This is a genomic window from Brevibacillus brevis NBRC 100599 (assembly GCF_000010165.1).
Lineage (GTDB): Bacteria > Bacillota > Bacilli > Brevibacillales > Brevibacillaceae > Brevibacillus > Brevibacillus brevis_D.
The window spans coordinates 2,177,501-2,201,648 of sequence record NC_012491.1; the positions used below are offsets into that span (position 1 = coordinate 2,177,501).

Below are 24,148 nucleotides of genomic sequence, written 5' to 3' on the forward strand. Positions count from 1 at the left end.
TTTTTTTCTGCCACCTGCGAAGCACTGTCGAATAGAAAGAGAAAAAGGTGGGAAAGGTGATAGCAGTGCCTTACTTTTTCCCACTTTTGGGTCATTGCTTATGAATCGTATTTGATGTAAACTGCCAATTGAGAGAAAAACAATAGAGAAATGTTGGAAAAACAACACTACCTAAATTCAGATCAGACCCAATCTGGTTTAGGTCGAGGAGAAGAACCCATGAGTGTAATTAGAGAGATCATTGAGGGATTATTCATCGGATTTACTTCTGCGGTGGGCGTAATCGGCACATACCAAACACTGGTTTCTTGTGCAGGCCTGTTCCGCAAAAAAGAGCAAGTAACATCTGAGCCGCAAAAGACGTTTGCTGTGCTCGTGGCTGCTCACAATGAGAGCGCCGTAGTTGCTCCGCTTATTGAAAACCTGAAGAAACTCGACTATCCACGTGAAATGTACGACATCTTCGTCATTTGCGACAACTGTACAGATAACACGGCAGAAATTAGTCGGGCGCATGGTGCAATTGCATGTGAGCGTTTTGACACATCCAAGCGTGGGAAAGGCTACGGCATCGAATGGATGCTGGAGAACCTCTGGGCAAGACCTAAGCAGTACGACGCTGTCGTCATGTTTGATGCTGACAACTTGGTTGAGAAAAACTTCCTGAAAGTAATGAATGACCGTCTTTGCAAAGGGGCTCGTGTAATTCAAGGTTACCTCGACTCCAAGAACCCGTTTGATTCCTGGATTACGCTGTCCTATGCGGTTACCTACTGGTTTACAAACCGTATGTGGCAGCTTGCTCGTCACAATTTGGGACTGCCGAACACTTTGGGCGGAACTGGCTTGTGCATTGAGAGCAACCTGCTCAAAGAAATGGGCTGGGGAGCAACCAGTCTCACGGAAGACCTGGAATTTGCAACACGTTGTATTGAACGCGGTATTTACCCGACTTGGGCTCATGATACCAAGGTCTGGGATGAAAAACCGATTGACTTAAAATCGTCTATGCGCCAGCGTTTGCGTTGGATGCAAGGGCACTACGATGTGGCAGGACGCTACATTCGAGCTGTATTGTTTAATGGATTGAAGTCAAGAAAGCTGGGAATGCTTGACGCAGCCTTCTACCTCTTCCAACCGATGTATGTGCTGATGGTGACGATGATGTCGGTATTGTTCTTGGCAAGATTTTTTGATATCGGTACGCTGACAACAGTATCCACGATCTTGCCTACATGGCTGGTATACGGTTCTACTGCCGTGTTCTACCTGTTGCCGCTCTTGGCTCTCTACTTGGATAAAGTACCGTGGAAGGGGTATTTCGGGCTCCTCTTGCTGCCATTCTTTTTCCTGACCTGGCTTCCGATTATGTTTTACGCGTTCTTTACGAAGAAAAACCAGGAGTGGAGTCATACCTCTCACACACGCGCGATTCGTATCGAGGAGATCCAGCAATAGCGAAGTTAACAAGCAAAAACCACAGGGGGAATATTCACCTGTGGTTTTCCTATTATCTTAAAGTAGCGAGACCGTTGCCGAATTTGGTATAATGACGTGATCAAGCAAGTAGCGTTCGCCAACGGGATTAAGGCACCAGCGCCAGACGTAGCGGTGCCCATAGGAGGAAAACAGCAATGAAGCTCGCGACAGATATTCACAACAACGACGTCCCATTGTTGTGGGGCGATAAACGATACCATACATGGAATTATCATTTAAGAGGGACTTTTCACGAAAAGATTTTCAAGGTTCCACTGGATGGCGGTTTTAGTTGCCCGAATCGGGATGGGAAAGTAGCGACAGGCGGCTGCACGTTTTGCAGCGCGAGAGGATCTGGAGACTTTGCCGGTGACCGCAGAATGGATCTGGAAAAACAGTTCCATGATGTGAAAAATCGCATGCACGAGAAGTGGCCACAAGCCAAGTATTTGGGCTTCTTCCAAGCGTACACAAATACGTATGCGCCTGTGGAGGAGCTGCGGGAGATGTACGAAGTCATCCTCCAACAAGAAGGCGTAGTCGGACTCTCCATTGCCACACGTCCTGACTGCCTGCCAGACGACGTCGTGGAGTATTTGGCTGAATTGAATGAGCGCACCTATTTGTGGGTGGAGCTTGGTCTCCAAACAGTCCATGAGCACACAGCCCAGTTAATTAATCGAGCGCACGATTATCAATGCTACGTGGACGCTGTAGAGAGGCTGCGCAAGCACAACATCCGTGTATGCTCTCATATCATCTATGGATTGCCAGGAGAGAGCCACGAAGAGATGATGCAGACGGCAGATGCTGTGGCACATCTGGATGTGCAGGGAATCAAAATACACCTGTTGCATCTGCTGCGCAAAACGCCGATGGTGAAGCAATATGAAGCAGGTCTCTTGGAATTCCTGTCGCAGGAAGAGTACACGAAGCTCGTTGTAGATACATTGGAAATTTTACCTCCAGAAATGATTGTCCATCGAATCACAGGGGACGGACCACCTGATCTCTTGATTGGACCGATGTGGAGTCGTAAAAAGTGGGAAGTTCTGAATGGCATTGACGCAGAACTGAAAGCGCGGAATAGCTGGCAAGGAAAGCTATTCGTACCACGCACGTAAAAGTCATAGCAACAAACAGGGAGCCTTTTTAAGGGCTCCCTTTCTTTTTTAAAGATTGCGAATCAGATTTCTCGCACGCTTCGGGTAATTGGTGATCAGACCATCTACCCCACAGTCAATGGCTCGCTGGATTTGCCGACCAGTATTTATCGTCCAGCTCAAAACTTCAAAATGATGCTGCTTTGCTTGTTTGACCAAGTCTTCCGTCAATTGATCATAGGGGACGTGCAGTTGATCAGCACGATATCTGCTGGCTACTTCCCAAGGCTTGACGAGTGGTCCCACGTATAAAAGTCCTGTTGTTTGCCTGGCATCCAATTGCTTGATTCGTAAAAGGCTGTCGAAGTTAAACGTTGAAATGATAGTTCGCTCTGTTAGCTGATAACGTCTGATTTGTTCGATGACGAGCTCCTCTAAGTGAGGTTGATCGAGGAAAAAATTTTTCATCTCGATGATGAAGCGCAGTGGTGAGTCGACAAACGACTGAAATACCTCCTGCAGGGTTGGAATGTGTGCTTTTGGTAGTCGCATAGACGAGCCTTTATCTGCTCGAAGCTGACGCAGTTCACGCAATGTGTAATGGCGAACCAAACCGGAACCATTGGTCGTGCGCTCCAGATTATGGTCATGAATGACAACCAGCTTATTGTCACTGCTGAGCTGAACGTCTAATTCGATCCCATTGGCTTTTCGTCGGACGGCTCCTTGAAACGATTCCATCGTATTTTCCGGAAACAGGCCGGAAGCGCCACGATGGGCATAGATAAGTGGGGGCACGAGGGCTTCCTCCCTTCTCGAGCGTGTCATTACCTACTACTATGATATGTAAAGGGCCCCTCGATACGACCTGACATGAGAGGCATCTCCAGAAGTCTATCCGATTACGACGAGTACGATGACCAAAAGGACAAAGAGGACAAGGATCAGGGCAAAATTGTTATTGCAGCTCACAAAAAACACCCTCCTTCCCGCACATGAAGCACCTACTCTCATGGTATGAAGAACCGGTAAATATGACCCAACAGAATGCCCACCTTCTGTTTTTTTGTGCATGAGGAACGCTTTTTTATACAGATTGGCAGATGACGGCCTTACTCGTTTTGCTACAATGAGAGGAGGAGTATTGCAGGGGAGGATGAAGACCGTGATAAATGTTGTAGGCTCACAGGATGCTGGCGACCTGATCATTGATCGACAAAATGGCCGCGTAAAGCTGCACGTGTATGAACCATCACAAATCGAGCAGTGGGATCGGGTCATGAAGGAGCTGGCTGAAGAGTCAGAGGCAACAAAAGTGATTGTGTACGGGAAGAAACAAGATATTCCACAATGGCAATCCCTGGGGTACGAGCTAGAGGGAACCATTGATGGTTTTTTTCAAGGGGAAAACGCACAGATGCTCACCTGCTATCTGACAAAGGAGCGGGCTACCTCTGGTGCAGAAAAACTTGCCGAGGAAATTCTTACGTTGAGCCTGTCAAAAGCGGGGAGTACGATAGAGAAATCATTACCAGAGGGATACAACCTGCGTGAAGCAACGGAGGCAGACACGAAGGAATTGGCGTGTTTGTATGGACTGGTATTCGCGACGTATCCTACACCGATGAACGATCCGTCCTACATTCGCAAAACCATGCAGGAAGGTACCATCTACTATGTCGTTGAATTTGAAGGCAAGATTGCATGTGCTGCATCAGCTGAAGTATCTGAACGATTTGGTTCTGCGGAAATGACGGATTGCGCGACCCATCCAGACCATGCGGGGAAAGGCCTCCTCCAACCACTGTTTATCGCGCTGGAACAAAGGATGGAGGAGACGGGGATATACTTTTTGTACACCTTGACCCGGGCACAGTCAGCAGGAATGAATGTGACGGCTGCCAAGATGGGCTATGCATACCGAGGACGGCTGATTAACAATTGTACGATCTTTTCAGGCTATGAAGACATGAATATATGGGTAAAGCCACTTCGCCCGACGAGGGATTAACAGGCTACCTGTTTGTAGGATACAACTGCTGTTGCAGACGACGGGCCATCAAGGCCAATTGAAGCTGCCAGCGTTGATGAGCATCCTCCAGGCGGTAGCCTGTTTTTTCTTCAATTTGGGTTAACCGGTACTTGAGCGTATGTCGATGGATATACAAGGCTTGCGAGGTCTGTAGCCCGTTTCCATTCTGAGCCAAATAAACCTCAAGGGTTTCGAGAAGCTGTTGATTGTATTTCGTATCATAGCGAATTAATGGTTCCAGCAATGGGTTCCACAGACGCAGCAAGCTTTCTTTTTCACGATGGTACGGAAACAAAAACTGATAGCCCTGCATATCCCGGTATCGCAAAATTTGCGGGGATTGGGCCAATAGCGGGTACGCTTGTAGAGCAAACAGCGCTTCTTCGGAGGCACTGACGACGTTTGGTAATTGCTCGCAGGGATTGCTCAAGGCGATCTGTAGGGCAAGTTCAGGGTGCAGCCCTCTCCAGCGGGAAGTAAGCTGTTCCAACAGGCGTAGGCTCGTCTGATCATCCGGCAAAATAAACAAGAGGCAATGCGGTCGTTCGCGCAGCAAATAAGAGCGCTGATGACGGTCGCTAAGCCTCCGCATCAATGTAATGACACTTTGATGCATGTCTCCGAGCATCGTCTGATCAGCTACCTCTACACGAACAGCGACACAGAGATGATGACCAGTAAGCGGGTACCCCAGCATGCGACAACGGCTCTCCAGCTCCGTATGGGTCATCTGCTGCCCATTCAGCAATTCCTCCACAAAATCCCCTTTTAACCGCCATTCCGTTGCGGCTACCGCTCTTTCCTTTACATATTCGAGTGCACATAAGGTAGAGGCATGCTGTAGAGCGACGTCATCGAGCTCTTTCCAAGCGTGCTCGGGCTTCGTTAAGGTCAACGTGCCAAAATGCTCGCGATTGGCGCGAATCGGTACACGATGCGCGATCTCCTGAGACTGATCAAGCGGCAGTGCTTCCGAACTGCCATGCTGTGTGACTTCAAAGCCTAATGCATCGACGAGCGACACGACGCCTCCGGTAAGTGCTGCAAGCTCGCCAGCAATGGCGGGAAGGCCTCCCTTGGAGAGGGCAGCATCAATCATTCGGTTATGAATCGCCGAGGAATAGGCCAGCGTTTCAAATTGCCGATTCATGATCGGCTGCAAAATGGCTTTGGTTATGGTTGAAAAGTTTATCTCCGTAGGAATTTCAATCAATGGAAGTTGATAGTGATCCGCCAAGGTCAAAAACGTCTCGGGAATTTCCCGTAAATAAAAGCCCGTATGAATCGCAACGCCACTCAGCTTTTGCTTCGCCAACGAAGGAATAAAAGAAGCAAGCTTTTCTGTATGCTCAGCCAGTCCAAAGCCGGTTGTTATCAAGAATTCGCCTTCTTGCAGGCGACTCGTATCCTCCAGTACTTCGACAATTGTTACCCAACGAATCGGATTGTCGAGTCCGCCTGCTCCTGCGATCAGCCTGGTGTGAACCATATCCGGCAGTTGTAGTGCTTCTCTTATCGTGATGGTCATCAGGCATCTCCTCCAAAAGCTCTCGGTAAAGGTTCTCTTATACAAAATGTACAAAAGATTTTGTCTCTTTTCCATGTTTTTTTGCCAGCACGTCGGATGGCTCTTGCGTGCTGGTCAGCTAGGATAGAGATAGAGAATAAGCGAGGTGGCGACGAAAATGACGAAAAGCTATGTAATCAAGCCTGAATTGGGCAAAGAGTATCCAGTTATTTCTCACGGAAAAGGCATCTATCTTTACGATAAAGAGGGGAATCGTTACATCGACGGTTCCAGCGGAGCGGTGACGGCAAGCATTGGTCACGGTGTAGAAGAAGTGGCTGAGGCGATGTATGCGCAAGCCAAGGAGGTTTCCTTTGTATACCGCTCGCATTTCAGCAGCGATGCTGTGGAGAAGCTGGCAACAAAGCTAGCAGAGTGGGCACCAGGCTCTCTGAACTGGACGTTTTTTGTCAGCAGCGGTTCGGAAGCAACGGAGACAGCACAAAAAATTGCGATTCAGTACTGGCAGGAAAAAGGAAGACCAACGAAAAATCGGATTATCTCCCGCTGGATGAGCTATCACGGGATTACAATGGGCGCACTTTCGATGTCTGGGCACGTCTTGCGCCGAAAGCGTTTCACTCCATTATTGGCTGACTATCCGGCGATCACAGGACCATATCCGTATCGCAAACCAGAAGACATGTCCCTCGAATCGTATGCGCTTGCGTGTGCAAACGAGCTGGAGACCGCAATTTTGCGCGTAGGACCTGAGCAGGTAGCGGCATTCATCGCAGAGCCTGTTATCGGGGCTTCTGGGGGAGCGGTCGTGCCGCCAGACGGTTACTTCCAACGTATTCGCGAGATTTGTGATAAGTATGAGGTTTTGTTTATCGCAGACGAAGTAATGACAGGAGTAGGGCGCACGGGGAAAGCGTTTGGGGTCAACCATTGGGGCGTCGTACCTGACTTGATGACATTGGGCAAAGGCATGAGTGCCGGTTACACGCCTATGGCTGCTACGATTGTCTCGGACGAAATCATTGAGACGATTACAAAAGGCAGCGGCTCGATTATGGCAGGACATACGTATAGTGCTAACCCACAATCTGCTGCTGTTTCTCTGGCTGTCCTCGATTATGTAGAGAAGCATCAGCTCGTCGAGAAAGCGGCAGAACAAGGTGCCTATTTGCTTGCCCGCCTGAAAGAACTGGCCGACGAGCTCCCATTGATCGGAGATGCACGTGGTCTTGGTATGCTGTGCGCGCTGGAATTTGTGAAAAACAAGCAGACAAAAGAGCCGTTTGCGCTTTCTCAAGGAGTAGGCGGGAAGGTCATTCAAAAAGCATTTGAAAAAGGCCTGCTTATTTATCCGGCAATGGGCGGAATCGAAGGGGTGGCAGGCGACGCTGTCATCATCTCACCTCCACTGACCATTACTACGGAGCAAATCGATGAACTGATAGCTCTGCTAAAAGAAGCGGTGATAGCTGTTCAGCAAGAGCTCCAGGACAAAGCACTGATCGGATAGAGAAGGAGGAACGAGGATGACAAACCGATTTGAAAAGGTCGTCTCCCTGTCCGAAGCACTCACCCATTTTCGCGATGGGATGACGCTGTTGGCAGGGGGATTCGGTGGGGTGGGCAATCCGCCTACATTGATTCAGGGAATTTTGGATAAGGGCGTGCGTGATCTGACGCTGATCAGTAACGATACTGCTTTCCCGCATATCGGAATAGGTAAGCTGGTGACCGAAAAGCGCGTCAAAAAGGTGATAGCTTCTCACATTGGCTCAAATCCGAACGCAGGGGCCCAAATGACGGCTGGAGAGCTGGAGGTAGAGTTCTGCCCGCAGGGGATACTTGCAGAGCGTGTACGGGCAGGTGGAGTCGGCCTGGGAGGCATTCTCTCGGATGTCGGCATCGGGACGATCGCGGAAAAAGGGAAGCAGAAGGTCGTTCTGGATGGAAAGGAATACTTGTTGGAGACACCGCTCACTGCCGAAGTGGCTATCGTACATGCGAAAAAAGCGGATCGTTTTGGCAATTTGGTGTTTGATACTAGTGCACGCAATTTCAATCCGTTAGTGGCGATGGCGGGCGACATTACCATCGTGGAGGCGAATGAGATAGTAGAGGTAGGCATGATCGACCCGGAAGAAATCGTCACCCCGGGCGTTTTCGTGAACTTTATCGTCCAAAGTGAAGGGGTGAACTGGCAATGGGCATGGGAGAAGTAAAAGAAACCGAGAGCTATCGTGAACGTATTGCCCGCCGCGCAGCATTGGAAGTGGAAGACGGGATGATTATTAACTTGGGAATCGGCATTCCAACGTTAGTTGCGGATTTTATCCCAGCTGAGAAACGAGTCATGTTTCACGCGGAGAACGGCATCCTTGGTACAGGACCAAGCCCTGCGAAAGGCGAGGAGAACGCCATGCTATGCAATGCGGGCGGTTTTCCTGTCACGCTTGCCACAGGGGCATCCTTTTTTGACAGTGCGACTGCTTTTGCCATCATCCGCCGTGGACTATTGGATATGACGATTTTAGGAGTCTTGGAAGTAAGCCAAAATGGTGACATTGCCAACTGGATCGTTCCAGGCAAGCGTGTCCCTGGCATGGGTGGAGCTATGGAGCTGGCACAAAAGGCCAAGAAGGTCATGGTTGTGACCACGCATCTGGATAAAAACGGACGTTCGAAAATCGTTCGGGAATGCTCACTGCCGTTAACCGCGACAAAAGCTGCGGATTTGATCATCACGGACATGGCTGTAATGGAGGTCATGCCAGATGGTTTGTACCTGCGAGAAGTCATGTATCCATACAGTGTCGCTGACGTGATTGGAGCAACGGAAGCCGAACTCAAGATGGACGGAGAGGTTGGCGTTTTCCGCTAAGCAAAGACAAATCCATGGAACGGGGGAAAAACATGGCAAACTGGCAGGTGCTTATACGGGAGCAGTTGGAAAAAGATCGCGAGGCCGCAGTTCAACTGCTGCAGCAATGGGTAAAAAGCCCGAGTGTACAAGGAGAAGAGCAATCCATTCAACAAAGCATTGCAGAGCTTTTGGAGCAGATGGGGCTGGCCGTTGACTTATGGGTGATGGAAGGCGATGAGCTGGTGTCACATCCGTATTTTGTCTCCCCGCGTACGACGTTTGAAAGCAGCCCGAATGTCGTCGGTGTGTGGAAGGGACAAGGAGAGGGCCGGTCCATCATTCTAAACGGACACGTGGATGTAGTGCCCGCGGGTGATCTGGCACAGTGGAGCGATGATCCGTTTAGCGGGAAGGTTGCGGACGGCAAGCTTTACGGGCGCGGAGCAACCGACATGAAGGGTGGAAACTTATCTTCCCTGTTGGCGATCCAGGTTCTACAGAAGTTGGGTGTGCAGCTGAAAGGCGACGTCATTTTTCAAAGCGTCGTAGAAGAAGAAAGCGGTGGTGCAGGCACATTGGCGACGATCATTCGTGGTTACAAGGCGGATGCTGCCCTGATTCCAGAGCCGACCAATATGAAAATTTTCCCGAAGCAGCAAGGTTCCATGTGGTTCAGATTGACCGTCAAAGGCCGTTCAGCTCACGGAGGGACCCGCTACGAGGGAGTCAGTGCCATCGAAAAGAGCATGCTCGTCGTTCAAGCAATTGGCCAATTGGAAAAAGAGCGTAATGATCGACTCGACGATCCGCTTTACGCCAAGCTGCCCATTCCAATCCCGATTAATCTGGGGGTGATTGAGGGAGGCAAGTGGCCTTCGTCTGTAGCTGATCTCGTCAAGCTGGAAGGAAGGATGGGAGTTGCCCCAGGAGAACAGATGGACGATGCCAAAGCGGAAATGGCGGCAGCACTCAAAAAGCTGGCAGAGGTCGACCCGTGGTTTGCGGAGCAGCCTGTTGAGCTGGAGTGGTTCGGAGCTCGTTGGGTTCCGGGAGCAGTGGAGCTCGATCATCCGTTAATGGATATTTTGCAAGCGCAGTTTGAAGCTGTGACAGGAGATCGTGCCATTGTGGAAGCATCGCCTTGGGGAACAGACGGCGGTTTGTTGACTGCTTTGGCCAATACGCCAGCGATTGTTGTTGGACCTGGAGTCACGCAGGTTGCACATTACCCGAATGAGCACATCGTGTTGGATGAGGTGTTCCGTTGTGCGGAGATCTTTGCGCTGACGTTACTAGAATGGTGCGGTGTAGCTGAAAGAGTGACAGAGTAAAGATATCCAAATATTTAAAATTCAAGACAGGAAGGCACGGGTATGAGGGAGAATGATTGCAAGGTGAACGCCAATCAATGAGGGTGGGGATATGCCGATGAAAAAAACGTGCTTTATCGGGGGAGAATGGGTGCCAGCTACTGTTCATGCACCCCTACTCTCTCCATGTACGGGTCAAGAGATTGCACAAATTTCGCAAGCAGACTCATCATTGGTTGAAAAAGCAATTGCTGCGGCCCACGAAGCGACTGCCGTCATGCGGCGCCTTTCTGCCTATCAACGTGCCTTCCTACTTGAAAGAATCTCGATTTTGATGAATGAACGTTTGGAGGAAGCGGCGCGGATCATCGCAATAGAAGCGGGGAAACCAATCAAAACAGCCCGTGGTGAAGTGATTCGAACCATTCAGACGTATAAGTTTGCGGCAGAGGAAGCCAAACGCCTCCACGGCGAAATCGTACCTCTCGATGCAGCGATCGGGGGAGAGGGACGCTTGGCTTATACCGTGCGTGAACCACTGGGAGTTATCGGGGCCATTACACCCTTTCCTTTTCCGATGAATCTCGTTGCCCATAAGGTCGGACCTGCTCTCGCTGCTGGCAATACCGTAGTTCTCAAGCCAGCATCGCAGACACCGCTTAGCGCATTGTTTCTCGCAGAGCTCGCAGAGCAAGCTGGTGTGCCTGCTGGCGCCCTCAATGTGATCACGGGTAGTGGGGCGAGCGTTGGCGATCAAATCGTGTCTGACCCGAGAGTCAGGGCGGTGACCTTTACAGGGAATCCAATTGTTGGGCTGGATATACGCAATCGAGCGGGAATGAAAAGAGTCACGCTCGAGCTGGGATCGAATTCGGCAGTGATCGTTGATCGCGATGTGCAACTGAATGAAGTGATTCCCCGATGCGTTTTTGGCGCCTTCGCCTACTCTGGGCAGGTATGCATCTCTGTGCAAAGAATTTATGTGGTCAAAGAAATCTATCAGGATTTCGTCCAACGTTTTGTTGAACAAACACGAGCACTACGCGGTGGTGATTCGCTTTCTGAGGATGCGGACTATTCCGCTATGATCAATCCCCGGGAAACAGAACGTGCGATGGAGTGGATTCATGAGGCACTCCTACAAGGGGCGCGTTTGGAGTGTGGGGGACAGATCGTGGATCGGATGCTCCAGCCTACGGTGTTGACGGGTGTTCCGGCAGATGCAAAAGTATCTTGTCAGGAAGTACTCGGCCCTGTCGTTCTCATCAATCCAGTGGAGTCGGTCCGGCATGGCATTACGTTGGTCAACGATTCCCGCTTTGGATTACAGGCTGGTGTCTATACCAACAATCTGTCGTTGGCTTTGGAAGCGGCAGAAGAACTTCGCGTGGGCGGTGTGATGGTAAATGATATTCCGACATTTCGCGTGGACCATATGCCCTATGGTGGCGTAAAGGAGAGCGGACTTGGTCGGGAAGGGGTCAAATACGCGATAGAAGAAATGACGGAATTGAAACTCGTTGCCATCAAGCGATAAAAGAAATAATGAAAGAGCTCTTGCAAAAAATAGTAGAGCTGTGATATAATTTATATTGTTGAAATACGGAGGGATACCGAAGTGGTCATAACGGGGCGGTCTTGAAAACCGTTAGAGTGCAAGCTCACGCGGGTTCGAATCCTGCTCCCTCCGCCATAAATACAAATGAACCGACTCCAGTTGAAAAGCTGGGGTCTTTTTTATGGTCGAGAGCTTTGAGAGTGGTTGTCGGCTCTTTTTTGTAAAAATATCAGAAAATAAAGAAAACTATTATATAATGGAGAGGAGACTATAACTGATGGGGGAATTTGCATGCTTGAAGCGCAAAGGGTTCGTAGAAATGCACTTGGCGATATTTTGCGAAGAAGTCGTGGACGAAATCCTGATAAGCCTGCCCTATACTTTGAGGAAGAAGTATTGACCTACACGCAGCTTGATCAGCTTGCTAACAAGACAGCTCATTCGCTTCTTTCCAAAGGCTTGCAAAAAGGGGAGCGGGTAGCAGTATTGTCACGCAACTCGATGGATTTTGCGATTCTAAACTTTGGGATAGCAAAAGCAGGGGCCATCATGGTGCCGATCAACTTCATGTTGAATAAAGAAGATGTCGCCTATATTTTCGGTCATGCGGAAGTGAGTGCGTGCTTCGCAGCTCCCGAATTCATGCAACTCGCCCAAGACGGACTCCAATTAGCTGGAATGTCCCCCAAGCTGCTTTCTCTTATGTCCAAACCAGCCGTACAAGCAGGGGAATGGTTGCCTTTTCGCACGCTGATTGAAGCGGCAGACGACCACGAGCCTGAAGTAGACATAGTGGACGAAGATGTTGTGCAGATTTTGTATACCAGCGGAACGGAATCAAAGCCAAAGGGCGTTATGCTCACACATAAAAGCATTATCTCCGAATATGTCAGCACGATTATCGAAGGCGGGATGACTCAGGATGATGTGGCTGTTCATGCACTTCCCTTGTTCCATAGTGCACAGCTTCACTGCTTTTTGGGACCGTACGTGTATCTAGGTGGAAGTGGAATTATTTTGGAACAGGCAACCCCAGCGTTGATGCTACAGACAGTAGAGACGTATAAGGCGACTCAGTTGTTTTGCCCGCCAACTGTGTGGATTGCTTTACTGCGGTCTCCCGATTTTGCCGCGCGTAATTTGAGTTCTTTGCAAAAGTGCTACTATGGTGCAGCAATCATGCCAGTAGAAGTGTTAAAAGAGCTCGGTAAACGCCTTCCAAACGCTCAGTTTTACAATTTTTACGGACAGACGGAAGTGGCGCCATTAGCAACTGTGTTACAACCGAAGGATCAGATGAGAAAACCAGGCTCTGCAGGCAAGCCAGCATTAAATGTGGAAACGAAAATCGTCGATGATGACGGGAATGAAGTCCCTCGTGGTAGTGTTGGTGAAATTGTACACAGGACCAGCCATGCGATGCTGGGGTATTTCCGAGATGAGGAAAAGACACAGGCTGCCTTCCAAGGAGGGTGGTTTCACAGCGGGGATTTAGGCATCATGGATGACGAAGGCTATATCACGGTCGTTGACCGGAAAAAAGATATGATTAAATCGGGGGGAGAGAACGTAGCAAGCAGGGAGGTTGAGGAGCTTATTTATCAACATCCGAAAGTGTCAGAGGTCGCTGTGATCGGAGTTCCCCATCCGTTCTGGATCGAAGCAGTGACGGCTGTTGTTGTCCCAAAAGCGGGTGAGTTACTGACTGCTGACGAGATGCTTGCTTTTTGCAAAGACCGCCTTTCCTCCTTCAAAGCACCCAAATATGTAGTGATTGCTGACAATCTTCCTCGAAACCCCAGCGGAAAAATCTTGAAAAGAGAGTTGCGCCTCCGATACGAAACACTGACGACTTAGCCAGTCACAAGGTCTAAAGCACAGAAAAACCCGCTCTGTTATGGAGCGGGCGTTTGCTGCTGTGATTATTTGACGTTGGAAACAGTTGGGCGATCGGCTTGAATGACTTCAAAACGATAACCTTTTTCCTTCAAATACGAAATGATTTGGGGGAGAGCTTCAGCTGTTGGCGACTTGGTGCTGGAATCATGCATCAAGACAACGATTTCTTTTTGTGACTTTACTTGCTGCTTTACATTTGCCAGTGCCTGCGCGGCTGTGTACTTGTTGCTCCTTGCATCGCCGTTTGTTACATTCCAGTCGATAAACGTATAGCCACGTTGTTTTGCTTCTTCTTTGATCGCATGCATGACGGTCTGCTGCTTGTTATAACGTGTGGGATCTTGATATTTCAAACTAACGGTATTCGTACTGCCACCTGGATAGCGGTACACGGTTGGTTTTACGCCAATTGCCTTTTCAATCATTTGACTACCTTTTTCCACGTCTGCAAAAAAGCCATCCATATTTTTGTAAAGAAGCTGATAATTATGGGAATACGAATGTCCTCCCACCGCATGTCCTTCAGCTACGATCCGTTTGAGAATGGCCTCATGACCAGCTACCTCACGGCCCACAATAAAGAAAGTGGCTTTGACCTGATGCGCTTTCAGCGTATCCAAAATGCGTGGAGTGACAGGTGAAGGTCCATCGTCAAAGGTTAAATAAGCGATCTTCTCAGAAGACTTCGGTGTCTGAGGGATCGGCTTTGTAGCTGGTTCAGGCTTCTTCGTTTGATTGGTCGTTCCTTTTTGTTTGTCAGTCTGCGGTGGAGTCGGTGTCTCTGGTTTTGCTGGCTTAGATGGTTTTGGTTGTTCTGGTTTCGGTTGCTCCGGTTTCTTTGGTTGTTCTGGCTGCTTTGGTTGCTTCTGTTGAAGCGGCTGCATCGGGATAAACGGTTCATCGCCATAGATCAAATATTTTTGCCGCAGCTCAACAAATTTCTTAAGATCCGCTTCATAGGAAGAAACAATCTCCTGAGGGGATTTGCCTTGTTCGAGAAGCAGACCGATTTTGTTGGTACCCATCACCTTGTCGAACATGGAGATTTGCATACTCGTACTTTTTGGTATAGGGAATGATTGTAATTGCTTGGCATAAGCCAGCGCGTAAATACCTGTTTTTGCCGGGTTAAACTGATGTGGATCGTTGATCTGAAGGCGGACGCCCCCGGCAGTTCCTTTAGTCTCAGGAATAAAGATGACGCCAGGCAGAAGACTTCCATTTAACAGATCGGCGTACTTGTGCGAATCTAGACCCTCTGCCCCGATCCAAGTGAAATGGTCGCCTTGTCGAAGGGGGGTACCCTCACCCAAACCAGTTGCCATATACCCGAAAACCGAGGTCAAGTTAGGGAGATGCGGAGAACTCGGAATCCAGGCCAATCCTGTCTGTTGATAAATCAAGCTACGTGTATACCCTTGCATCGGAATAACGGTTAGATCTACACCGATGGTACGATTGAAATACAAGGCCAGCTCTCCGATGGTCATGCCATGTGCAAGCGGGAGGGTATCCACTCCGATAAAGGAACGGTAAGGCAGTTCAACTACTGGCCCCTCGACAATCGTTCCACCGAGAGGATTCGGTCGATCCAGTACCATTACTTCTTTTCCTTGTTCTTTTGCTGCAGTCATGGCGTATTGCAAGGTAGATATGTATGTGTAGGTTCTCGATCCAATATCCTGCAAATCAACGAGAAGAATATCAATGTCTTTGAGCATTTCTGGTGTCGGCTTGCGAGTTGAACCAGACAAGCCGTAGACCGGAATAGCGTAGACGGGATGAACAAAGCTCGTTACCTGTTTTCCTGCTACCGTTTTTCCGTCGAGGCCGTGTTCAGGTGCAAAGAGAGCGGCTAAATGGACGGAGCGATCTCGTCGTAACATGTCGATCGTGCTAACCATTTGACTGTTCTGACCTGTTTGATTCGTAATTAATCCGACTTTTTTGCCTTCAATGAGATAGTGGAACTGATTGAACAGTACATCACTTCCCAATTGGATGGCAGTCGTATTGGCGGAGCTTCCTACTGGAGGAATTAAAGTTAAGATAAGTGCCAGGATGAGGAAAGGGAGAAATTTGTTCATCATTCATTGCCTCTTTCAAGATAAAATACTGTCGCTTCTTGTCTATTGTAACGCTTTTGGAAAGCAAGATGGTTGCATTTTTGTAACAATTTGAAATTAGGTCAAAAGGAGCAGAAAAAAGGAACAGAAAAGAGGAGGGGCATTAGGAAAAAATGTTCTTTTGAAAGGGAGTCTACAGGAAAATCTTGAAACAGCCTTCATCCTATAGTAGATTAAGAATCGTGTGAACCTTTTTGGAAATGGAGTGAATGTATTGCTGAAAAAAGTAACCTCATTACTGCTCGCGATTGCCTTGGTACCGATGGCAGCGTTTTCTGCAGCGGCAGCGACTGCACCTGTAGTGCCTAAAACCGTACAGAATGCTGTTAAGGTGGAGTACAATAAAAAACAAATTGCGTTTCCTGACCAAGCACCTATTATCTCCCAAGGGCGGACATTGGTTCCGATTCGTCCGATTGCAGAGAGTCTTGGATTTGAAGTGAAATGGAATGAACAAACTCGTACCGTTACCATCAATAAAGGGAAAGATAACATCAGATTGGTCGTTACTCAAAAAATTGCCAACAAAAATGGACAAACCATCAACCTCGACGTACCTGCACAGATTGTGAACAAGCGTACTGTAGTGCCTGTTCGTTTCATCGCGGAAGCTCTGAGCTACAAGGTTGAATGGGATCCGAAGACACAAACGGTATTGATTGCGGATAATGTGAACCCTAATCAAGTCGGCCAACAGGAAAAGCCAAAAGATACGACGAAACCGGCAACAGATGAGAAAAAGCCTGAGCAGGTAGCTTTGATCGACAAGGAAAGTATTGAAGGGAAATCTACCAAAATAGCTGTGATCGGACTGTATCGAGTTACTGGTAAGGTTGATCCGAAAGCGGATCTAACCGTTGTAATTGACGATGATACACATGAAGTAGATGTTAATGCAGATGGAACCTTTAAATTACAAATTAATGGCGATGAAGGTATTCGCAGCTTTACCGTAAAAGCTGAAAAAGACGGTAAAAAAGATACTTTTGAAGGCGAATTTATTTCCATTGATTAAGCCATCTGATTTCTGAGTAAGAACACCTCCTGCACATCACACTAAGTGCAAGGAGGTGTTTTTGTTGTGAGACGAATAAGTAGGAGTATCATTGCTGTACTCCTGTTTGCCGGCTTGCTGACAGGGTGTTCGCCTAACAAAGAACAGGGCACCGAAGATCAGAACGGAAATCAGGCCAAATTTGAATCTCTCGGAATTAACTTCCAGAACGATAACGTCGGTAGGGACAAAGGACCGGCAGCCATGATTAGCCAAAAGAGGGTTCATCAGCGAGAACCGCAGCTGGTGACGTACTTGGAAGGGCGTGCGGAAAAGCTACCTGGTGTAGCCGATATCAAGGTGTTAGCGTACAAGGATAACTTGATTGTAGGTGTGCTGCCAGTTGATACACCAAAGCCTGACGAAGTCAATCCGCGAACGTCGATCCCGTATACGCCTGGAAAAATTGTGCGAGTCGATAATGGACATCCAGATTCCCTGCACAGACGTGTTGTGAACCGGATGAGGTCAAGCTTACAGGCAGAAACACGCTTTAACATTTTGTACGTGTCTACCAATCGCGCTATTTATGACCGAATCGCAGATTTGCATTCACGAATTACGAACGGAGAGCACATCAGTGACGAGGAATTTCAAGTCCTGTTAAATGATATTGGATATACGGTTATTGGATATAATTTAGTGGATTGAAAGAGCACCACCTGGACTCCCGGGTGGGCTTTTTGTCGATTAAGGGTCAAATGGCAGGAGAATAGTTAGAAATGGGGAAATAGTCAAAGAAGAGCAGGAGAACGGCAAGGAGTGCACATTATATGATTCCAATCCACATCCCTATATCCAAAATAACTCCTCCAGGACAGAAGCCATATGTTTTACGGCGACCTGCATTGGCAAAAAAATTACGCCTGTTGAAATATACGCAGATTTGTCTCATTCATGCAGGGGCAGGCTATGGCAAAACGACTTCTTTGGCTACATTTCTACATGATGAAGCACTGGCTGCGTCCTGGTTTACCATTCAGGATGGAGACGATGCCCTTCTTGCGTTTGTCCTTTGTCTCGTCGAAAGTGTTCGGCAGGTTCATTCTGGTTTTGGACAGGTATTGAAAGAACAACTCAAAGACATCACTGAGCAAAGTCCGGTGCCGTCCCTAGACAGTAAAGTTCTGGTCGACTGGTTTGTCGGGGAATGCGTACAGCTCCAGGCTGACCACATACTTGTTTTGGACCATTTCCAACGAATTGAGAATGGGTGTGAAGTCGATCAATTTGTTCAACGATTAGCCGAGGCGCTTCCACAAAAGGTCAAGCTGGTTATCTTAACGCGTTCCCGACCGAAATGGTCCAATCTCGACTTGTTGTCCGCAAGAGGAGAGTGTCTGGAGCTTACAACCAATGACCTTTCTTTTACACTGGAGGAGAGCGAGGCCTTTTATTCTGATCAATACGACATCACGTTGTCCGAAGAAGATTGGGGTCGAGTCGAAGAGGTGGCGCTAGGCTGGGTGATGGCACTGCGAACTTTTGGTGAAATGGTAACGAGGGGGCAGACGGTGCCCGATAGTCTGCGTGAGTTATCCCGATTGTTGCATTTGCTGGAAGTAGAAGTCTGGACACAGCTGGATGCAGGTATGCAGCGCTTCTTGATGGAGGCAGCGGTTCTCGAACAATTCGATTTGGAGGATTGCAAGCAAATACTCGGGGAGGGATGTATCGAGCACCTGTTGGAAGCACAGCGTTGTCATCTTTTTCTGCATGTCCAAGCAGATTCTCATTATTCCTTTCATCCGCTATTTCAGCGTCTCCTGTCGAGCAAGCTGGCAGCGAATCAAGCGACGTACGTGCATGTAAATCAAAAGGCCGCAGGATGGTACAGACGAAAAGGGGACGAGGCAAAAGCTTTTAGGCGGTTGCGTCTCGTCGAACAGTGGGAGATGCTGGGTGAGTGGCTGTGCCAAGCATCGGAAAGGTTGCTGCAAGCAGGGAAGCTGGACTTTTTATACGAGTGGATAACGTTATTACCAGAGCACATCAAGTGCGAACAGCATTGGCTGTTGTTTTATCAGGGCGAGGTAGAACGCTATCGCTGTCTATATGCGAAATCCTTTGCTTCTTATGAGCAATTTTTGAAACAATGTGAACAAAAGCAAGATCAAATCGGATTGTGCCGCGGGTTGGAAGGGCAAGCACGTGTCCATCTCGACAGCGTCCAAGGCGTCAGGGCCGAAGAGCTGCTTAAGCGGGCAATTCAACTTTTGCCCCCATTTGAACAAGAGAATGAGATGGCACCGAGGCTATATCGCTTGCTGGCAGAAATTTATACGAATCGCGGAGATGCCAAACAGGCGGCAGCTTGGTATGAACGGAGTCAGGAATTAGAGCAGCAGACGGAGGTTGAGCTAGAATCACGCCTGTTGTTTCGTACTGGCCGACTGCAGTCCTCCATCCAGCTCTTGGAAAGTAAGTGGCAGGTAGAACAAGGGAAGCATCCCCCACTGACCAGATCGTATCGGGAAACCTCTTTACTACTATCTTTTGTGTATGCATTGAATGGCGAATGGGAGCGAGGGTGGGAAGCAGCAGAAACTGCCATACAACTCGGACGTGCAGCGCATTCCCCTTTTGTAGAGGCGAATGGCTATGTTCGAAAAGCGCATGCGGCCCTCATCAGTCAAACATTGCCTACGGACGAGATTCGTGAGCTTTATGAAAAAGGTTTGCAAATCATGGAGGAGCTCCAGTCCACACGCGGAAAGTCAGAAACGCTTCTGGGACTAACCTTGTTTTATGCAAGAGAAAAGGCACTCGACCAAGCACTTCTGTATGGCAACAGGGGAATACAAGAGACAGAGGCAATGCGCGACGACTGGTTAGGCAGTTTGGTACGTATGGCCATTGGGATTGCCTATGCCAAATACGGGAAAGAAGAGGAAGCGTGGGCTATCTTTATCGATTGTGCCGACCGACTCAGTCACTGCGGGGATAGCTATAATGTCGTCATTTGTCAATTGTGGTTGAGCTTCTTGGCTTATCGTAAAAAACAATGGGATTTGTTTGTACCTGCGGTGACGCAAGCTCTGTCCTTGATGAAGTCCGGTGAATATCAATTCCTTTTGCAGAGACCTACGCTGCTTACACCGCATGATGTACAGCAGCTGATGCCGATTCTGATTGAGGCAGAGCGCCGAAAGGTATCGCCGGATTACGTCTCTCAGCTGTTAAATGATTTGGGCTTGCAAAACGTGACATTCCACCCCGGGTATACCCTTCGTATTCAGACGCTGGGCGCCTTCCGTGTATGGCTGGGAGAGCGGGAATTGAGCGAAAAGGCATGGCAGCGTGGGACGGCCAAGCTGTTGTTTCAGCTTTTATTGACGAAGAGACACCATTTGTTAGCCCGGGAAGAAATCATGAACCGACTTTGGCCAGACAGTATCGAAGAAGCGGCAATTCGCGATTTTAAAGTGTCGTTAAATGCATTGAACAAAGCTCTCGAGCCAGATCGTGCTGCCAGAACAGACACCTTCTTCATTCAGCGCCATGGCAGCTCTTACGGTTTCAATCTGGCATCGGGCTACCATATGGACGTCGAAGAGTTCGAGAAGCTCGTTACACTGGGCTTGGCAGAATCAGATCGGCGTCAAGGGGCTATCCTGTTGGAAAAAGGGCTTGCCTATTACTTGGGTGATTACATGCCGGAATGCCGTTATGAGGATTGGTGTGTAGAAGAGCGTGAGAGAGTGCAGACGCTGTTTTTACGCGGAGCAGAAAGGTTAGCCAAAATCATGCTAGCGGACGGGCAGTTGGAAAAAACGATCCGCTGGTGTGAAGCGATTCTGCGGGTGGATGATTGCTGGGAGGAGTCGTACCGCTTACTTATGACTGCGTATTATCAGCAAAATAATCGCACACAGGCAATCCGCTGGTATGAAAAATGTGTAGCAAAACTGAGGGAGAACCTCGGCGTCGCGCCGATGCCTGCAACGATGGAGACTTACCTTCAAATCATAGAGAAGTAAAAGATCGCCCACAAAGCGATCTTTTTTTTGTACATAGAGCAATGGCTGCTTGACAAAACTAGGAAGTATTCGTAATATAAATTTTGTACTGACCAGTCAGTTCAAAAAATCGAAAGGGGACAGGAGTGATGGCACCATCCAAAAAAGATCAAATTGCAAACGGAGCTTTAACCGCATTTGCCCAATTGGGTTATAGCGAAACGACCATGGATGCAATCGCGGAAATGGCACAGGTGGCAAAAGGAACCCTCTATTATCACTTTTCCACAAAGGAAGAGCTGTTTTTGTACGTGATAGAAAAAGGCGTGAAGATGCTGATTTACCATGTAGATCATGTAATGCAGAATGAAGAGCTTTCCTTGGAGGATCGTATTCTGAATGTGCTGGATGAGCATCTTCGCTTCTTTTCCGAGAATCAAGATTTGTGTTTCCTGTTGCTGAGTGCTTTCTCAGGAGATGGACAACGCGACAGGATGGTTGGCAATCTGCTAGGTGGCTATTTCAGCACGATGGAGTCACACATGCTAGAACTGCAGCAGCAGGGGTATATCCGGGCGGATATCGATATTCGCACACTTGCTTCCTCGTTGTTTGGCATGGTTGGTTTTACCGTACTTCGCAAGCAGTTTCGCAAAGAGCCAGTGAACAGTGCCGCAGATAAACAGACACTTCGTTATTTGCTGTCAGGAATGTTCCAAAATAGTCTAGAGAAATGTAAAACAAGAGGAGAAGACAGATGAACAAACGTGCATGGATCGGTGTAGGTGGCTTTGTAGTGAGTATTGCAGTACTTGGAACCGTATTGTTTGGTTCGAATGTGAGTAGCATGGCTGGTCAGAATACAACGAAATTAGCAGGTGTAATCGAAGGAACAGAGGTCGACCTCTCTTTTAAAATGGGTGGTTCCATCGAACAGCTCTCCCTGAAAGAAGGAGACGAAGTAAAGGCAGGGCAAGTAGTTGCCACGCTAAGCAGCGCGGAAATCCTTGCGAAGAAGGAACAGGCTGAAGCTGCTTACAAGCTCTCACTCGTCAAGCTTGATCAGGCGAAAAAAGGAGTATCAGTGACAGATAGCTCCAGCAATGCCCAAGTCGACCAAGCAAAAGCAGTAGTCAACTCGGCGCAAGCGCAGCTTGACGCAAACAGAAATGGAGCGCGTTCAGAAGAAATTACGCAGCTCAAAGCGAAATTACAAGCAGCACAAACTTCGAATCAAATTGCCGCGACGAATTTGGAACGAATGAAGAAATTAATGGCGGAAGGTGCCGTTCCACAAGTGAAAGTGGAAGAGGCGCAGATGCAAGCAGATAAAGCCCAAGCAGAGTTTAAAGCAGCAGAAGAGCAGTTGAAAATGGCTCAAACTGGATCGCGCAAAGAGCAGGTCGATGCCGCACAAGCACAACTGGATCAAGCAAAAGCTGCATACAACCAAGCAGTAGCAGGGAGAGGTCAAGTAGGCTTGAAAGAGCTGGATGTTAAATCCGCAGAAGCGAACGTCATGCAGGCAAAAGGTGCACTGGCTGAAATGGAAGCCTATGTGAACAACACCAAGCTGACAGCTCCAGTAGACGGTATTGTAAAAGCAGTTGCCGTTCAAAAGGGAGAGCTGGTTTCGCAAGGCTTCACTGTATTGACGATCCAAACCAAATCAGACAAGTATGTCAAATTTTATGTAAATGAATACATGCTTTCGAATGTGAAAACAGGCGATCAAGTGAAATTGTTTGTCCCAGCCCTGAACAGAGAAGTAGACGCCAAAGTGGTTACTGTAGCTCCTGCTGCTGACTTTGCCGTAAAAAAAGCGACACAAGAACTCGGTGATCGTGACATTCGTTCCTTCCAGGTGAAGCTTCTGGTGTCCGATTCGGAATTGCGTCCAGGCTTGACGGTTGAGTGGCATCTTGAAGGAGCTGGTAATGGTGAATAGTTTCTCTCACCTGTTCTGGAGCGAATGGAAAAATCTTTTTGCAAACAAAACCATTCGGAATATTCTGTTCCTCGTTCCACTGATTTATTTGACGATGTTCGGCTTTCTGTACAGTGAGAAAAAAGTGATGGAGATCCCTACTGTGATGGTGGATGCCGATCAAACCGAATTGAGTCGTGAGCTCTACCGCGCTTTTGAGGTCGATCATACATTTCGGATCACGTCAATCGTAGGAACAGAAGAAGATGCAATGAAGTTGGTTGACAAGGGCGAAGCAAATATCGCCCTGATCATACCTGCTGGATTAGAAAAGGATGTGAAAGCTGGGAGAGAAGCAGAGGTACTGACTGTTATCGACGGCAGTAACATGATGATTTCGAATACGGCAGTTCGAGCAGCGAATACAGCAATCAAGTCTGTTTCAGCAGGAACCACGCTGAAGAAGATGGAAGCAATTGGCGGATGGGGAGAAAAAGGGAAAAACATGTTTACGGGTATCGACTATCGATACAGAGTGTTGTACAACCCGACCTTTAGCTATCTGTCCTTCATGGTATTCGGTCTTGCAGGTACAGTGCTTCAGCAGGTGCTGTTCCTTGGAATCGTATTGTCCGTTGCCCAGCAAAAAGAAGAGGGGACCTGGAAGGATACACTCTCTCGCCATAGCTTCTTCGCGATCACGGCGAGCAAATTGTTGCCGTACTTTCTGGCAGGAACCCTCAACATGTTCCTCGCGTTTACACTGTTGTTAAAAGGTTTTGATATCCCTTATTACGGAAGCACGTTTGATCTAATGCTATTGGCTACCATGTTCAACTTGGCGGTGTTGGCTATCGGGTATGCCATCTCCTTTGTGTCCAGCAGCCAGCTCCAAGCTACTCAGATCGGGATGATGATTGCAGTCCCTTCTTTCATGCTATCGGGTTATACTTGGCCAATCATGTCGATGCCAACAGGGATTGCTGCGATTGCAAAATCTTTGCCGCTGACCTATTTCTTGGGTGGTGTAAGGGAAATTTTGTCGAAGGGACACGGGCTGTCAGCTGTCATGAACGACTTCATGGTTCTCGCTTTCATGACACTCATCGGGTTGTTCGCAGCCTATGTCATTTATTTGTTGCAGATAAGGAAAAGTAAGGGGAAAGTTAGAGAACAAACGGCGGTATAAATAGAAGGATTTGGCTGCGCCAGAGTGATGGCGTAGCCTTATTTTTGTTTACAAGGATCTTGTTTGGCAGTCAAGTTGTATAAAAATAAACCTTGTATAATAAATAATCTCTCCTTTATACTTA

Annotated in this window: 19 protein-coding genes and 1 tRNA gene; 16 read left to right on the forward strand and 4 right to left on the reverse strand. The window is 48.3% G+C overall.

The window, feature by feature from the left end; genetic code table 11:
- The first annotated feature begins 219 nt into the window (after window positions 1–219).
- Together BBR47_RS10740 and BBR47_RS10745 are read left to right on the forward strand one after the other, a co-directional pair.
- Window positions 220–1,458 carry a glycosyltransferase family 2 protein gene (locus tag BBR47_RS10740; RefSeq protein WP_012685793.1) on the forward strand — a complete coding sequence of 413 codons (1,239 nt, stop codon included), beginning with the start codon at window positions 220–222 and terminating at the stop codon, window positions 1,456–1,458.
- A 176-nt stretch (window positions 1,459–1,634) separates the two neighbouring features.
- Window positions 1,635–2,603, forward strand: coding sequence for a TIGR01212 family radical SAM protein (locus BBR47_RS10745; RefSeq protein ID WP_012685794.1), 969 nt, complete (start codon window positions 1,635–1,637; stop codon window positions 2,601–2,603).
- A 48-nt stretch (window positions 2,604–2,651) separates the two neighbouring features.
- Here the strand turns inward: BBR47_RS10745 and BBR47_RS10750 are convergent, their stop codons facing one another.
- Window positions 2,652–3,380, reverse strand: coding sequence for a glycerophosphodiester phosphodiesterase (locus BBR47_RS10750; RefSeq protein ID WP_012685795.1), 729 nt, complete (start codon window positions 3,378–3,380; stop codon window positions 2,652–2,654).
- A gap of 96 nt (window positions 3,381–3,476) precedes the next feature.
- A complete protein-coding gene (gene yjcZ / locus BBR47_RS31945; RefSeq protein ID WP_419761083.1) occupies window positions 3,477–3,791 on the reverse strand; it encodes a sporulation protein YjcZ in 315 nt (104 codons plus the stop codon).
- Here yjcZ and ablB point away from each other — a divergent pair.
- On the forward strand, window positions 3,739–4,593 hold the full coding sequence (ablB, locus tag BBR47_RS10755; RefSeq protein WP_012685797.1) for a putative beta-lysine N-acetyltransferase: 855 nt from the start codon (window positions 3,739–3,741) through the stop codon (window positions 4,591–4,593). The two genes, yjcZ and ablB, sit on opposite strands and share 53 nt — an antisense overlap.
- A gap of 4 nt (window positions 4,594–4,597) precedes the next feature.
- Here the strand turns inward: ablB and BBR47_RS10760 are convergent, their stop codons facing one another.
- On the reverse strand, window positions 4,598–6,142 hold the full coding sequence (locus tag BBR47_RS10760; RefSeq protein ID WP_012685798.1) for a PucR family transcriptional regulator: 1,545 nt from the start codon (window positions 6,140–6,142) through the stop codon (window positions 4,598–4,600).
- 157 nt (window positions 6,143–6,299) lie between these two features.
- Between BBR47_RS10760 and BBR47_RS10765 the strand changes: the two genes are divergently transcribed.
- From BBR47_RS10765 to BBR47_RS10795, 7 genes are all read left to right on the forward strand, one after another.
- Window positions 6,300–7,652: an aspartate aminotransferase family protein gene (locus BBR47_RS10765; RefSeq protein WP_012685799.1), complete on the forward strand. Its 1,353-nt coding sequence runs from the start codon at window positions 6,300–6,302 to the stop codon at window positions 7,650–7,652.
- A gap of 16 nt (window positions 7,653–7,668) precedes the next feature.
- The gene (locus BBR47_RS10770; RefSeq protein WP_012685800.1) at window positions 7,669–8,361 is read left to right on the forward strand and encodes a 3-oxoacid CoA-transferase subunit A; all 693 of its coding nucleotides are present in this window, start codon (window positions 7,669–7,671) and stop codon (window positions 8,359–8,361) included.
- Window positions 8,343–9,020, forward strand: coding sequence for a 3-oxoacid CoA-transferase subunit B (locus tag BBR47_RS10775; protein ID WP_012685801.1), 678 nt, complete (start codon window positions 8,343–8,345; stop codon window positions 9,018–9,020). Before BBR47_RS10770 ends, BBR47_RS10775 begins: the two co-directional genes overlap by 19 nt.
- Window positions 9,021–9,052: 32 nt before the next feature.
- Window positions 9,053–10,333: a peptidase gene (locus BBR47_RS10780; RefSeq protein WP_012685802.1), complete on the forward strand. Its 1,281-nt coding sequence runs from the start codon at window positions 9,053–9,055 to the stop codon at window positions 10,331–10,333.
- Between the two features lie 97 nt (window positions 10,334–10,430).
- Window positions 10,431–11,849 carry an aldehyde dehydrogenase family protein gene (locus BBR47_RS10785; RefSeq protein WP_173362200.1) on the forward strand — a complete coding sequence of 473 codons (1,419 nt, stop codon included), beginning with the start codon at window positions 10,431–10,433 and terminating at the stop codon, window positions 11,847–11,849.
- Between the two features lie 67 nt (window positions 11,850–11,916).
- Window positions 11,917–12,005, forward strand: a tRNA-Ser gene (locus BBR47_RS10790).
- 156 nt (window positions 12,006–12,161) lie between these two features.
- Window positions 12,162–13,727 (forward strand): acyl-CoA synthetase, encoded by a 1,566-nt coding sequence (locus BBR47_RS10795; RefSeq protein WP_012685804.1) that lies wholly within the window; start codon window positions 12,162–12,164, stop codon window positions 13,725–13,727.
- Between the two features lie 65 nt (window positions 13,728–13,792).
- On the opposite strand, the gene BBR47_RS10800 is transcribed toward BBR47_RS10795, so the two are convergent.
- Window positions 13,793–15,856 (reverse strand): exo-beta-N-acetylmuramidase NamZ domain-containing protein, encoded by a 2,064-nt coding sequence (locus BBR47_RS10800; RefSeq protein ID WP_012685805.1) that lies wholly within the window; start codon window positions 15,854–15,856, stop codon window positions 13,793–13,795.
- Between the two features lie 223 nt (window positions 15,857–16,079).
- On the opposite strand from BBR47_RS10800, the gene BBR47_RS10805 reads away from it, so the two are divergent.
- From BBR47_RS10805 to BBR47_RS10830, 6 genes are all read left to right on the forward strand, one after another.
- On the forward strand, window positions 16,080–16,910 hold the full coding sequence (locus BBR47_RS10805) for a copper amine oxidase N-terminal domain-containing protein (RefSeq protein ID WP_012685806.1): 831 nt from the start codon (window positions 16,080–16,082) through the stop codon (window positions 16,908–16,910).
- A gap of 66 nt (window positions 16,911–16,976) precedes the next feature.
- Window positions 16,977–17,600, forward strand: coding sequence for a YhcN/YlaJ family sporulation lipoprotein (locus BBR47_RS10810; RefSeq protein WP_012685807.1), 624 nt, complete (start codon window positions 16,977–16,979; stop codon window positions 17,598–17,600).
- Window positions 17,601–17,722: 122 nt separating this feature from the next.
- Window positions 17,723–20,929 carry a BTAD domain-containing putative transcriptional regulator gene (locus BBR47_RS10815; RefSeq protein ID WP_012685808.1) on the forward strand — a complete coding sequence of 1,069 codons (3,207 nt, stop codon included), beginning with the start codon at window positions 17,723–17,725 and terminating at the stop codon, window positions 20,927–20,929.
- A 128-nt stretch (window positions 20,930–21,057) separates the two neighbouring features.
- Entirely contained in the window at window positions 21,058–21,669 is a 612-nt protein-coding gene (locus BBR47_RS10820) for a TetR/AcrR family transcriptional regulator (protein WP_012685809.1), read from the forward strand.
- Complete coding sequence (locus BBR47_RS10825) at window positions 21,666–22,856, forward strand: HlyD family secretion protein (RefSeq protein ID WP_012685810.1); 1,191 nt, start codon at window positions 21,666–21,668, stop codon at window positions 22,854–22,856. Before BBR47_RS10820 ends, BBR47_RS10825 begins: the two co-directional genes overlap by 4 nt.
- Entirely contained in the window at window positions 22,846–24,024 is a 1,179-nt protein-coding gene (locus BBR47_RS10830; protein WP_012685811.1) for an ABC transporter permease, read from the forward strand. The genes BBR47_RS10825 and BBR47_RS10830 overlap by 11 nt, the downstream gene beginning before the upstream one ends.
- Window positions 24,025–24,148: the final 124 nt, after the last annotated feature.

Bases quoted from the DNA above. Each gene is read 5' to 3' on its own strand.
- BBR47_RS10745 (WP_012685794.1), top strand. From the start codon at position 1,635: ATGAAGCTCGCGACAGATATTCACAACAACGACGTCCCATTGTTGTGG.
- BBR47_RS10830 (WP_012685811.1), top strand. From the start codon at position 22,846: ATGGTGAATAGTTTCTCTCACCTGTTCTGGAGCGAATGGAAAAATCTT.
- BBR47_RS10820 (WP_012685809.1), top strand. From the start codon at position 21,058: ATGGCACCATCCAAAAAAGATCAAATTGCAAACGGAGCTTTAACCGCA.
- BBR47_RS10770 (WP_012685800.1), top strand. From the start codon at position 7,669: ATGACAAACCGATTTGAAAAGGTCGTCTCCCTGTCCGAAGCACTCACC.
- BBR47_RS10815 (WP_012685808.1), top strand. From the start codon at position 17,723: ATGATTCCAATCCACATCCCTATATCCAAAATAACTCCTCCAGGACAG.
- yjcZ (WP_419761083.1), bottom strand. From the start codon at position 3,791: ATGATCAGGTCGCCAGCATCCTGTGAGCCTACAACATTTATCACGGTC.
- BBR47_RS10780 (WP_012685802.1), top strand. From the start codon at position 9,053: ATGGCAAACTGGCAGGTGCTTATACGGGAGCAGTTGGAAAAAGATCGC.
- BBR47_RS10785 (WP_173362200.1), top strand. From the start codon at position 10,431: ATGAAAAAAACGTGCTTTATCGGGGGAGAATGGGTGCCAGCTACTGTT.
- BBR47_RS10765 (WP_012685799.1), top strand. From the start codon at position 6,300: ATGACGAAAAGCTATGTAATCAAGCCTGAATTGGGCAAAGAGTATCCA.
- BBR47_RS10825 (WP_012685810.1), top strand. From the start codon at position 21,666: ATGAACAAACGTGCATGGATCGGTGTAGGTGGCTTTGTAGTGAGTATT.
- BBR47_RS10740 (WP_012685793.1), top strand. From the start codon at position 220: ATGAGTGTAATTAGAGAGATCATTGAGGGATTATTCATCGGATTTACT.
- BBR47_RS10795 (WP_012685804.1), top strand. From the start codon at position 12,162: ATGCTTGAAGCGCAAAGGGTTCGTAGAAATGCACTTGGCGATATTTTG.
- BBR47_RS10775 (WP_012685801.1), top strand. From the start codon at position 8,343: ATGGGCATGGGAGAAGTAAAAGAAACCGAGAGCTATCGTGAACGTATT.
- ablB (WP_012685797.1), top strand. From the start codon at position 3,739: ATGAAGACCGTGATAAATGTTGTAGGCTCACAGGATGCTGGCGACCTG.
- BBR47_RS10760 (WP_012685798.1), bottom strand. From the start codon at position 6,142: ATGACCATCACGATAAGAGAAGCACTACAACTGCCGGATATGGTTCAC.
- BBR47_RS10800 (WP_012685805.1), bottom strand. From the start codon at position 15,856: ATGAACAAATTTCTCCCTTTCCTCATCCTGGCACTTATCTTAACTTTA.